Genomic DNA, 12,250 nt, shown 5'->3' on the forward strand with positions numbered 1-12,250 from the left:
CTTAATCAGTCATCGGGTTCCACGATTCCTCATCAGCACAAAGGCGCTTTCCATGCTTATCCCCAAAAAATACCATTTCCATCTAGTTGCACTCGTTGCGGTCGCAGTGATGATCTTCTATCCGATCCTGAGCAAAAAAGTTGAACCGCGGATGCTGATGGAAGGAACAATCGCGGCTGAAGATTTTCTCCACCTGATTGACAGCGGACAGTATGAGCAAAGCTGGAACAGTGCCTCTGCCCTGATGAGAGATAAAATTTTTCTCGAGGTATGGAACCGCAGAATACCGGCCATGCGCACCAAAGTCGGAACCCTGATCAGTCGTCATCAGACAGACGCTTCGATATCTGATATGGCCGAAGGCGCACCCGAGGGGAAATATCTGACCCTGGTCTATGACTCAACCTTCTCGAAGCAGTCCACGGCAACCGAAACCGTTATTCTTGCCCTGGAAAAAGACGAGAACTGGCGAGTCGCGGGCTATTTCCTGAAATAACTCTGCTTGACCTCTTCCCACGGTAAACCTCGCATCCGCGATTTCCGCTATACTGGGGCTTCTTTTAAACTGCGGAGATAAAACCCGATGCTCACCAAACGTCAGTCAGGAATTCTGCTCCACCCCACCTCCCTCGCCGGCGCCGAAGGTTCGGGCACTCTGGGCGAGGAGGCCTTTGCCTTTGTTGATTTTCTGGTATCTGCCGGACAGAGTGTCTGGCAGATACTCCCCCTCGGGCCGACCGGCTTCGGCGATTGTCCCTACAGTTCGTTTTCGGCCTTTGCCGGCAACCCGGATCTGATCAGCCTGTCCGGCCTGGTACGTCTCGGCGACCTGAAGGCATCAGACCTCCCTCCGCAAGGCCCCCAGGGCAACCGGGTCGATTTCGAGGCCTGTCGAGCGACACGCACCCCCGTATTACAGAAGGCGGCACAGCACTTCCTGACGGCAAAAACCACCAACCAGCGTCACCAGAATTTTTCTGATTTCTGTCAGCAGCAGGCAAGCTGGCTGAATGACTACGCGTTCTATCGTGCCATGCGCTGCGCCCAAAGGCAGCGCAGCTGGCAGGAGTGGCCAAAAAGCCTACGCGACCGTCACGAATCTGCGTTGCATCAGGGGGGAACCGAACTCGCCGCCGAGATCGCGTTGGAGAAATATCTTCAGTTTGTTTTTTTCGAACAATGGGCTGCGCTGAAAAGCTATGCGAACCGAAAAGGGGTTCAAATCTTCGGCGATCTCCCGATCTTTGTTGCCTATGATTCAGCTGATGTCTGGGCCAACCGTGATCTTTTTCAACTGGATATAGAGGGGCAACCGCACCTGGTCGCCGGAGTCCCTCCCGATTATTTCAGCGAGGATGGTCAATTATGGGGGAACCCTCTCTATGACTGGGACCACATGCGTGAAGATGGCTATGCCTGGTGGAAAGCGCGGTTGCAATGGAACCTGCAGCTGTTCGACCTGGTCCGGATCGACCACTTCCGCGGGTTTGAGGCCTGCTGGGCCGTTCCGGCACAGGAGAAAACAGCAATTAACGGGACCTGGCAGACAGGCCCCGGCGCCGATTTTTTTCAGCGCATAAAGCAGGCCCTCGGCGATCTGGCGCTGATCGCTGAGGATCTTGGAGTCATCACCCCGGCAGTTCGACAATTACGTGATCAGTTCAGCCTGCCGGGAATGAAAATTCTACAATTCGCCTTCGACTCAGGACCTAAAAACCCCTACCTTCCGCATCAGTACCCGAGAAACGCGGTGGTTTACACTGGCACCCACGATAACACCACCAGCCGTGCCTGGTGGGAATCTCTCCCTGCGGAAGGCAAACAACAGGTGCGAGACTACCTTGGAACCCCTTGTCGAGACATGCCCTGGCCACTGATCCGATGCGCCCTCGCCAGCACAGCGAGGCTTGCGATTTTCCCTGTCCAGGATTGTCTGAGGCTCGGGAGTGACGCACGTATGAACCAGCCAGGGACGGCCCTCGGAAACTGGAACTGGCGCCTGATTCAAGATCAGCTGGATCCGGCGATCGCGTTACGATTGGCCCATCTCTGTGAACAGTTTGACCGATGCACCATGGAGAAGATAAAGTAACAAAAGAGGTTATTGACTACTTGTTTCGGCTAATTCTCCTGTGCTATCTTCCACGGGATTATTTGGACAACCGTCATTCCGGCGGCAATATAAACAACCTACTGGAGGATGTACTGTGAAACGAATCCTTGTTCTTCTCGTCGTAAGTATTTCTGTTATGACTCTCTCTGCCTGTAGCAAAAAAGATGAAGCCCCCAAAGTGGAAGCTCCTGCTGCTGCCGCCACTACCCAGGCTCCCGTTGCCGCTAAAGCGGCCGGTGTGACAGGTAAAGTCGTCGAAACCATGAATGCGGCTGGCTACACCTACGTGCAGGTTGATGATGGTACGAAAAAAGTCTGGGCTGCGGCTCCTGAGTTCAAAGTTAGCGTCGGCGATAATGTGATCATCCCCGAGGGAATGCCGATGAAAAACTATCACAGCAAGTCACTTGGGCGCGATTTTGATGTGGTCTATTTTGTCGATTCAATCCTCAACCCCAATGCACCGGCCGCTGCAAAAACTGACGCGAAGATGCCGGAAGGTCATCCCAACACCCAGGTCGCCTCTACCCCCCCGGTCACTGTTGACCTGAAGGGGATTGCAAAAGCCAAAGGCGGTATGACTGTTGCCGAAGTTAACACCGACAAGGCTGCGCTGGCCGGTAAAGAGGTCGCTGTCCGCGGCAAGGTCGTGAAGTACAATGCCCAGATCATGGGTAAGAATTGGCTGCACATTCAGGATGGAACCGGCGACGCGGCTAAAGGCAGCAACGACATCACGGTCACCTCTACGACCGAAGCCAAGGTTGGCGACACCGTACTGGTGAGTGGGAAAGTAACTCTCGATAAAGATTTTGGCTACGGCTACAAATATGCTCTGATCATTGAAGACGCTAAAGTCACTGTTGAAAAATAACCCTGGCCCTGCTTCGGGCTGTTTCGGTTACGTATTATCTGGCCTCCGGTTTCTGACCGGGGGCCTTTTTTATAAAATCTGTAGGCAAGTTTTCCCTTGGCCCTTCTGGCAAAGCAAAAGCAGCCTCCGCGGAAGCCAGAAGATTGCACGTCACACTCCATCAGATGACCGCGACACAGTGTCTCCCGAGCGCACCTTCCGCTTCGGGCCACTTTTATACCCTAACCTTCATCACGACTTTTCTCACCCTGTCGTCAGGTTCTCCAAGTCCCGGCATGTGCAGGTCGTGCGGATAATAGATAGCGAACATCCCCTCCTCAACCCGAACCATAGATCTTGCCGCGCCCGCATAGAAGATCAAATCGCGCTGGCCATCATAGGGGGTCAGGACTGGCTGACCGTGTAGCGGGGCATAGCCGATCCTTTCCTCCCCCCGCACCAGATACTGAATATCGATATAATTCCGATGCGCTTCCAGCCGTCCTTCGGTCTCGGGCTTTAACTGGTACTCATTGACAATCGCCATGATGTCTCGCCCCTCAAGGCAATGTTCCCCGAGGGCCATTTCGGCAAAATCGGTCCGGTGCAAAAAATCAAGCGCCCGGGCAAGTCGATCGCCAAGGGTCAGATACTCGGCAAAATTTTCGATACGATCCACAATCATTCGGAGATCTCCTGCGGGCTATTATCTGGTGACTGATAGGTTTGAAAGATTTCATTGGCAAGGGCTATCGAAACACCGGGAACCTTCAACAGTTCTTCCACACGGGCAGCACGAATCTGTTTCAGACTGCCAAAATGCTTAAGAAGTGCCTTGCGCCGGGCAGGGCCGACTCCGGGGATATCTTCGAGCCCGGAGCGCAGTGTCGCCTTGCTGCGGAGCTTGCGGTGATAGGTAATTGCAAAACGGTGGGTTTCATCGCGCAACCGTTCAAGCATATACAGTACCGGTGAGCCACTTCGCAACCTCAGGGGATTTTTACGGCCTGGCAGGAAAAATCGCTCCTCAGTCTTCTCCACCAGCTTACCCCGGACATTAGCCCGCACACGGCTCTTGGCAATACCGGCGATTCCGATCAGATTCTTCAGCCCAAGCTCAGCCAAGACCTCGGAGAGCACCGTCAACTGGCCCTTGCCGCCGTCGATCAAAATCATCTGCGGCAGACAGTTTTCATCGATTCCGCGGGCCAAACGCCGGCGCAGGACCTCGGACAGGGAGGCGTAATCATCCGCACCCTCAACTGTCTTAATTTTATACCGCCGGTATTCCTTGGGCGCCGCCTCGCCGGCAATCAGCACCGCCATGCTGCCGACCGACAAAGTCCCCTGAATGTTCGAGATATCAAAACATTCTATCCGTTGCGGCAGAGCCGGGAGGTGAAACAGATCCAGAATCTCCTTCAGTACTTGCTCCCGAGCCTCTTTACGGCTGCCCCGCTGACGCTTCTCGTCGGCAGCATTGCGACAGGCCAATTCGACCATGCGCCGCTTGTCTCCCCGTTGCGGGGTGCTGATCTGCACTTTTTTGCCACGCAATTCACCCAGCCAGCCTCCGAGCAGATCCGCGTCTTCCAGAGGTTCCGGTAGCAGTATCTGATCAGGAATAATCACCCCGCTGGTGTAATACTGGCGCAAAAAATCAAAGATCAACTCATCAATATCAAGCCGCCACTCGACCAGCCAGCTGCGTTTTCCAAGCAGCTTCCCCTGCCGAATAAAAAGAAGCACCAGTTCGACTTCGCCACCATCGCGCTCCAGACCGAGGATATCTTGATCTCCGCCCCCCAAATCGGCCACCGATTGACGCTCAACGCTTCGCTGAATAGCCCTGATCTGGTCGCGTAAGCGCGCAGCTTCCTCAAATCGCAACGCAGCGGAGGCGACCACCATGCGTTGTTGCAGGAGTTGCAGCACTTCCGGGTCGCGCCCCGACAGGAGCGCCACCACACCCTGAACCAGGTGCGCATAGTCTACTGCCGAAATCTTGCCGTGACAGGGGGCACTGCACTGTCCGATCTGATGAAAGAGACAGGGCCTGTCCCGCATACGGCAACGTTCAATCCGCGAGTGCCGTAATGGAAAAAGACGATAGATCTCTTTCAGGGTCTGCCGGATCGCACCCGACGAGGCATATGGCCCAAAATAGAGGGCGCCATCATTGTGCACCTGTCGAACAATTTCGAGCGCCGGGAATTCGTCATGCGGATCAAGGCGCACCGAGACATAGGTTTTATCATCACGCAGGTCAATATTGTATCGGGGTTTATGCTGTTTGATCAGATTGTTTTCAAGCAGCAGGGCCTCTTTTTCGGTATCGGTTAAAATAACTTCGATCGCCGCGACTCTAGCCATCAATAAAGGAATCTGGGCGCGTCCGTCACCGCCGGGGGAAAAATAATTGCGGAGTCGGGCCCGCAAGTTTTTGGCCTTACCGATATAAAGAATCAGCCCTTCAGCATCTTTCATCAGATAGACACCAGGTGAGGCTGGATAGTTTGAGGGATCAAGTATTGTCATAAGGTCATAAGAATAGAGCATATCCCACGGATCGGAAAGCCATCATCACCCTTCAGGAGCACAACCTCCTGTTTTCTCTGGATATTGCTTTCTTAAATGATATACTGAGCGACGTTTTGGTTAGATAGCTAATGGCTATCGCATATATGCTACCTACGAGAGGACTCAGGGTGAATCCGTTCTGGAGTAATATTTTCCGTAAACCCGGCTACGAAGGGACCCTCGCCTACTTTCTGGGCACCGTACCGCCCTTTTCGGCCCTTGGCCGGCGCGACCTCAATTTCCTCGAAACCCTCATTCATCTGCGCAATTACCACCCGGGGGAAACAATCTTCAGCGAAGGGGATATCGGCTCGGGGATGTACATCATTCGATCCGGCGGTGTCCGCATCGACATGAAAGATGAGCAGGGGCAGAACAAGGTTCAGGCAAATCTTGAAGCAGGAGATTTCTTTGGTGAAATCGCTCTGACTACCCCCATGCCAAGGATCGGAACGGCCACGGCCACCGAACAGACCGTACTCGCAGGGCTGTTCAGGGCGGATGTTCTTGATGCCTTACGCAAACATCCGGCGATCGCGTCCAAGATTTTGCTCGGACTGAACCGCATTCTCAGTGAGCGGCTCCAGCACGCGGGCCTGCGTTTGCATGGCCTGAGTTACGCACACCTTGAACCCAGCTACGAGGAACAGTAATGACGCCCCAGGTTCGCGCCTCAAGTCGCCATAAAAATCTGGTTCTGTTCGTCGTATTGACGGCAGGGATCGCCTCGGGAATTACGATTTTCTCTTCCGCTTCAACGGTAGCCGATTGGTTGCAAACGGCTACCAATGGTCTTTTTCTGCCGATATTGTTATCCCTGATTGTTACTTTTCTGCTTGATCCTCTGGTCCTTTTTTTTGAACGGGCTCAGATCAGCCGCACCTCAAGCATCTTTTTAGTCTATTTTATTCTGCTCGCCCTTCTCGGGTTGATACTGATGCTGGTTGGCCCGCCGAATTGGCAAAGCATGTATGATGCCCTGCGCGCCGACTTTCCGCGTTATATCACGCGAGTACTCGAATATCTTAATAATCTTATGACCAGCCTGTATACACAATTTCCGTTCCTGGAAAATTATGATATCGCAGGGAAGGTCAGCCACGGTGCTCAAGAATTTCTCGGTCTGGTTCTGCTCGGAACGCCACGCTCCGCTATGCGGATCGGCAGCCTCTTCCTGCTTGTTCCGCTTTTTTCCTTCTTTTTTCTGCGAGACAGCCAGCGAATCATGCGCACCCTCATCTCCCTGACCCCAAATCGTTATTTTGAAATGGTGCTTGATATCTACGATCACGTCAGCTGGCAGTTGGCGAATTTTATCCGCGGCCGGATCATGGAGGCATTGCTGATTGGGATTGTCGTCTGGCTGGGGCTCTCCCTCACAGATATCCGCTACGCCCCGCTGTTAGGCGCCATAGCTGGGATTACCAATCTGGTTCCCTACATTGGTCCGATCGTAGGCATGGTCCCGGGGCTGGTCATCGCCCTTGTTGATCTGGGCATTGGGCCACAATTCTGGTGGATTTTCTGCGTTTATCTATTGATCGGCCAGATCATCCTCGACAACTTCATTTTGATTCCGATTCTTATTTCGCGGGTTTCCAACCTGCACCCTCTCTGGGTCATTTTGGCGATCGTCATGGGGGGCAAGCTTTATGGCATCCTGGGCATGATCATCGGAGTCCCGATTGCGAGCATTATCAAAATCACCCTGATCGAAATTCGCCACTACCGCAGCAGTTTTAACCTTTCTCAAGAAATCATGCTGAGTCGCAGGGAGTAACCCGGAGGAATACCAAAGACGAGTAATTCTCGTATTTCTGCCCGCCGCTGTTCTTCATTAAAACCATGACTCCTGGCTATTTTCTGCTTTTGGTGAAGTCCTCTCTATTTTTCACAGGATTTTTATTGCCCTCGCGCTGGTCTCCCTTGTCCCGCTGACGGCTATCAAAGCGATCAACTTCAGAACGATTGGTGCACTACAGCGCCAGGGTTTTACCGCAGCTTATCGCTTTTTATGTATCCGATTGCCTGACTCTACCGATTCAGGCGTTAACCAGAGTCGTTGATCTATTTAGACAGGGGAAACTTAACCTTAAAATCAGCGATTTTATTCGCAAAGACGCATCCACCGCCCTGTGCGAACGCCAAGGGGCAAGTATTCTCATGGCGATAGAACGCTTGCAGTCCCGAAAACCAGTTAAAAAGAACCCGACTGGATGCTGCTCAGGTTCTTTTTACGCACATGGCCGATTTTCAATGGAAAAAGTATCCCGCTTATGGTTAAATCCGGGGCCTGAATATCTGCAATAACGATTATGTAGGAGATAACAATATGTACAGCTGTTCTGACCTGAGAAAAGGCCTTAAAATTCTACTCGACGGTGAGCCTCATGTCATCGCCGGTTTCGATTTTACCAAACCGGGCAAAGGCCAGGCTCTCTATAAATGCAAGCTCCGCAACATGGTGACCGGTTCGCTTTTTGACCGCACCTACCGTTCGGGAGAGAGTTTTGAACCGGCGAGCCTTGAAGAGCGTTCCATGCAATACCTCTATAAAGATGAGTCCGGGTACGTCTTTATGGATCAAAAAAACTACGAACAGACCATTCTGGACGAAAACGTTCTAGGCGATGACAAGTATTTCCTGATCGACAACATGGATGTTGAGGTTCTGATGTTCGGTGAGCGCGGGATCGGCATCACCCTCCCCAACTTCGTTAATCTGCGCGTAACGATTTCAGATCCCTGGGTTAAAGGGGATACCGCCGCGGGGAACAGCAAACCCGCAACGGTCGAAACCGGCTATACCCTTTCGGTTCCGCCTTTCGTCGAGGAAGGCACTCTGATTCAGATCGATACCCGCACCGGAGAATACTCGACCCGGGTCAAGGAATAAGATGGATAATCTCCTGACGCACAAGCAGGAGATTCTCAAACTGAGAGCTCGGATCGTTCAGGCGATCCGGGCTTTTTTCGTTGCTGCTGACTTCCTCGAAGTCGAAACACCGCAACGCATTCCAACCAATGCCCCGGAAGTGCAGATTATTCCGCAGGAGAGCGGCGACTGGCAATTGCAGACCTCACCAGAGCTCGCCATGAAAAGGCTTTTGGCCGCCGGCTATTCGCGCATCTTCCAGATCAGCCATTGCTGGCGCAAAGAGGAACGCGGTAGCAGACATCTCCCTGAATTCACCCTGCTCGAATGGTACCGCGCTCACTGCGACTACACCCGGTTGATGATTGATTGTGAAGATCTGCTCCGTTCGGTGTTGCCGGCGCAACAGTTCACCTATCAAGAACACAGCATCGACCTGAAACAACCGTTTGAGCGCCTCAGCGTTGATCAGGCCTTTTCCCTTTATACGGATACAACCCCCCGGCAGGCGATTGCTGACGATCGTTTCGATGAACTGATCGCACTCACCATCGAGCCAAGGCTTGGTCTGCAACGTCCAACAATTCTGTATGACTACCCCCTTGAACTCGGAGCGCTGGCACGAAACAAACCGGGTCAGCCTTATCTCGCCGAACGTTTTGAGCTCTACGTTGCAGGCCTCGAATTGGCTAACGCCTTCTCTGAGCTGACCGACCCGCAGGAACAGCGGCAGCGCTTTGCCCTGGACGCGAAAATAATTTACACCCAGTCCGCACGTCCGGCCAACTTCCCGGAACCCTTCTTAAAAGACCTCGCGCAGATGCCAGCCTCAGCCGGTATCGCTCTCGGAATTGATCGTTTAATCATGCTGCTTACCAACTCCAGCAGAATCGATCAGGTTGTCGCCTTCACACCCGCGGACCTATAGGAATGCAATCTGTGCAAAGACTGTTTCAGAATTAAATACGCGAATCTTTCATCACCAAGCTTCCGGCAACAGACCTGGCAATGCTGATTCATTATCAGGCAGGGTCGAGGAGACTCAAATCACATGCAACAGATTTCTATTCACCGATGTCATTCAGCGGAATAAAAACCGCTACCGAATCACCGCAATCGCCCTGCCCCACTGGCGTTCATCGGAGAACCGTGCAGTAACAACATTCTTTATCTGTGGGGAGAAGCAGGCACGCCGACAGCAGGACCGTATTTTCTTTAGCTGTCAATCGCAGATGTATTTAAGGATGTGTTTTGAAGCTGAAGCTCAAGCAGATAAACTTTGAGAAGACAATTTCCCAGGTCACTTAAAGGAAAAGGCCGGGAATTCCCGACCTTTTCTGTTATTAACCCACGTAAAGATTTTGACTGCGGGCTCGATTGGCTAATATTGTAGGGTCAACGACCTCGCCGCAGGCGCAACACCTCCAGGCGTCAAAGGCACGAACGAAATCATAGTATCTCTCGGAATACATTCTGCTTTTACACTTGGGACATTTCATAGAGACCCTCCTGGCCGGACGCAAACTCAATAGACACCCTTTCATCAGATTCACTGAGTAGGTGGGATGTCTATACTTCATAAGCTGTGCCAAGAAAAATTTCATTCCGAAGAAATACTTAATGTGTTCTCAGTAAGGATTTTTTCCTAATACTTTCAGTATCTTAAGCTAATTGAAAAATTCAGCCCAACGTTCAAGCCGCTTTGCTCCCACACCATGAACACGGGCAAGATCTAAAAAGGACCCAAAATCGCCATTACGTTGACGGTATTCATTAATCTTCAGTGCTAATAAGGGGCCAACGCCAGGCAAGGCCACCCAGTCGGTTGCATTCATACGCTGGACTCTTAGGGGTATCCCCAGGGCCATGCGCATTTTTGCGGACATCCAGCCCAAATCTGCAGCGACGACTTTACGTCCAACCAGCTGAAAAGATATAGATTTTCCTGGCTGAAGAACATCTCCAGAAAGTAACTTTTCGCGAAAGCAAGCGGGCAAAGCTATGCCCGCCAATTTAATGACATTCAACAATTGAAAAACGTCATTAAATTGATGAATTCCATCAACATCCCCCCCTATCCCAGAAATCAAAACCGTCCCTTTATGGGTGTTCGCAACAGAAAAAACCGGCCGCTCTTCCACGTGAAGAACAGGCCGGCTTAAATCATATCCGGACAAAGCGAGCAGTATTACCAACAGTATCCATCCCCCCCGCTCAAACATCGCCTTACTCGCCGGAATCCTTGAGCAACTTATACTGCAGGGCATCTATCAGGGCATGATAGGAGGCATCAATAATATTTTCACTAACCCCGACCGTCCCCCAACGAGAGTCCTTATCTCCAGATTCAACAAGGACCCGGGTAAAAGATTCGGTCCCCTTCCCCGCAGGTAACACCCGAACCTTGTAATCAAGCAGATTCATTTCAGCGATCTGCGGATAAAAGCTCTCCAGCGCCTTGCGTAACGCACGATCCAGAGCATTAACAGGGCCATTCCCATCCGCAGCAGTATGTTCAATCTTGCCACCAACCCTGACCTTAACGGTCGCTTCGGATAGCGGCATCTGGTCTTCGCTCTGGCGAGTATCTATCACCCTGAAGGCCATAACTTCGAAATATCTTTTGACCTTACCCATCGCACGCCGCATCAACAATTCAAAAGAGGCTTCGGCGCCTTCAAATTGATATCCCCGGTTCTCCATTTCCTTGATCTCTTCCAGAATCTCCAGCGTGATGGGATCCTTACTGTCTAAGGGCAGGCCGCACTCCTCAGCCTTGACCAGAATGTTGGAACGGCCCGACAGGTCAGAGACCAGCACACGGGTACTGTTTCCGACCAACTCGGGACGCATGTGTTCATATGTCTCGGGATGGCGCTGGATGGCTGAGACATGGACCCCGCCCTTGTGGGCAAAAGCCGAGTTGCCGGTGTATGGCTGGTGCTTGGTCGGTACCAGGTTGGCCAGTTCATAAACGTAGCGTGACAATTTACGTAGCCCTTTCATCTGCTGATCGCTGATGACACTCAGACCCATTTTATATTGCAGTGCGGGGATAATCGAACAAAGATTCGCATTTCCACACCGCTCACCAAAACCGTTTATCGTCCCCTGGACATGAACAGCGCCCAACTTAATAGCCATCAACGAATTGGCGACGGCACATTCCGCATCATTGTGCGCATGGATTCCCAGAGGGACCGAAATTGCACGCTGAACCGCTTGCATAATTGCAGGAAATTCATGAGGAAGAGTCCCGCCGTTGGTGTCACACAGGACAATACAATCAACCTGAGCATCTGCCGCGGCCTGAAGTGATTTAAGAGCATACTCCGGGTTTGCTTTGTAACCGTCAAAAAAATGTTCGGCATCGTAAATCACTTCGCCAACGTGTTGTTTCAGATAAATCAGAGAATCGTTGATGAGTTCGAGGTTTGCCTCAAGGCTGATGCGTAACGCTTCGTGCACGTGAAAATCCCAGGTTTTACCAAAGATTGTTACGGCATCTGGTTCAGCAGCAATCAGGGTCTGGATGTTATTATCTTCAGCCGGGGTCACGTTGGCGCGGCGGGTCGAACCGAACGCGGTGATCTTTGCGTGAGAAAGACGTTCCTTTTTTATAGATTCGAAAAAATCGATATCTTTCGGGTTTGATCCTGGCCAGCCCCCCTCGATATAGTCAATCCCAAGATCATCGAGGCGGTGAGTAATATTAACCTTGTCCTGAACCAGAAAAGAGATATCCTCTGCCTGGGTTCCGTCCCTGAGGGTAGTATCGTAGAGTTTGATCCGACTCATCACATAACACCTTTCAAAATACAGTTTGAAC

General features: G+C 51.9%; 12 protein-coding genes. 8 read left to right on the top strand and 4 right to left on the bottom strand.

Annotated features, from left to right (window positions below; all coding sequences use genetic code 11):
• The first annotated feature begins 52 nt into the window (after positions 1-52).
• From D888_RS21615 to D888_RS0112660, 3 genes are all read left to right on the top strand, one after another.
• Entirely contained in the window at positions 53-496 is a 444-nt protein-coding gene (locus D888_RS21615) for a DUF4019 domain-containing protein (RefSeq protein WP_020676925.1), read from the top strand.
• Positions 497-583: 87 nt separating this feature from the next.
• Complete coding sequence (gene malQ / locus D888_RS0112655) at positions 584-2,092, top strand: 4-alpha-glucanotransferase (RefSeq protein WP_020676926.1); 1,509 nt, start codon at positions 584-586, stop codon at positions 2,090-2,092.
• Between the two features lie 115 nt (positions 2,093-2,207).
• Positions 2,208-2,987 (top strand): GW dipeptide domain-containing protein, encoded by a 780-nt coding sequence (locus tag D888_RS0112660; RefSeq protein WP_020676927.1) that lies wholly within the window; start codon positions 2,208-2,210, stop codon positions 2,985-2,987.
• Positions 2,988-3,201: 214 nt separating this feature from the next.
• On the opposite strand, the gene D888_RS0112665 is transcribed toward D888_RS0112660, so the two are convergent.
• Entirely contained in the window at positions 3,202-3,651 is a 450-nt protein-coding gene (locus D888_RS0112665; protein WP_020676928.1) for a NanQ anomerase/TabA/YiaL family protein, read from the bottom strand.
• Positions 3,648-5,504, bottom strand: a complete 1,857-nt coding sequence (uvrC, locus tag D888_RS0112670; RefSeq protein ID WP_051092416.1) for an excinuclease ABC subunit UvrC — start codon at positions 5,502-5,504, stop codon at positions 3,648-3,650. Before uvrC ends, D888_RS0112665 begins: the two co-directional genes overlap by 4 nt.
• Positions 5,505-5,674: 170 nt before the next feature.
• On the opposite strand from uvrC, the gene D888_RS21620 reads away from it, so the two are divergent.
• The 5 genes from D888_RS21620 to epmA all read left to right on the top strand — a co-directional run bounded on the left by D888_RS21620 (position 5,675) and on the right by epmA (position 9,349).
• The gene (locus D888_RS21620; protein ID WP_020676930.1) at positions 5,675-6,199 is read left to right on the top strand and encodes a cyclic nucleotide-binding domain-containing protein; all 525 of its coding nucleotides are present in this window, start codon (positions 5,675-5,677) and stop codon (positions 6,197-6,199) included.
• Positions 6,199-7,326 (top strand): AI-2E family transporter, encoded by a 1,128-nt coding sequence (locus D888_RS0112680; RefSeq protein WP_020676931.1) that lies wholly within the window; start codon positions 6,199-6,201, stop codon positions 7,324-7,326. Before D888_RS21620 ends, D888_RS0112680 begins: the two co-directional genes overlap by 1 nt.
• A gap of 191 nt (positions 7,327-7,517) precedes the next feature.
• Entirely contained in the window at positions 7,518-7,856 is a 339-nt protein-coding gene (locus D888_RS24050) for a hypothetical protein (RefSeq protein ID WP_156827008.1), read from the top strand.
• A gap of 22 nt (positions 7,857-7,878) precedes the next feature.
• Complete coding sequence (gene efp, locus D888_RS0112685; protein ID WP_020676932.1) at positions 7,879-8,442, top strand: elongation factor P; 564 nt, start codon at positions 7,879-7,881, stop codon at positions 8,440-8,442.
• 1 nt (position 8,443) lies between these two features.
• Entirely contained in the window at positions 8,444-9,349 is a 906-nt protein-coding gene (gene epmA / locus D888_RS0112690) for an EF-P lysine aminoacylase EpmA (protein ID WP_020676933.1), read from the top strand.
• A gap of 739 nt (positions 9,350-10,088) precedes the next feature.
• Here epmA and D888_RS23210 read toward each other — a convergent pair.
• Both D888_RS23210 and cimA read right to left on the bottom strand, forming a co-directional pair.
• Complete coding sequence (locus D888_RS23210) at positions 10,089-10,616, bottom strand: ComEA family DNA-binding protein (RefSeq protein WP_169513286.1); 528 nt, start codon at positions 10,614-10,616, stop codon at positions 10,089-10,091.
• Between the two features lie 31 nt (positions 10,617-10,647).
• Complete coding sequence (cimA, locus tag D888_RS0112700; protein ID WP_020676935.1) at positions 10,648-12,219, bottom strand: citramalate synthase; 1,572 nt, start codon at positions 12,217-12,219, stop codon at positions 10,648-10,650.
• Positions 12,220-12,250 lie beyond the last annotated feature (31 nt).

Source organism: Geopsychrobacter electrodiphilus DSM 16401 (assembly GCF_000384395.1).
Lineage (GTDB): Bacteria > Desulfobacterota > Desulfuromonadia > Desulfuromonadales > Geopsychrobacteraceae > Geopsychrobacter > Geopsychrobacter electrodiphilus.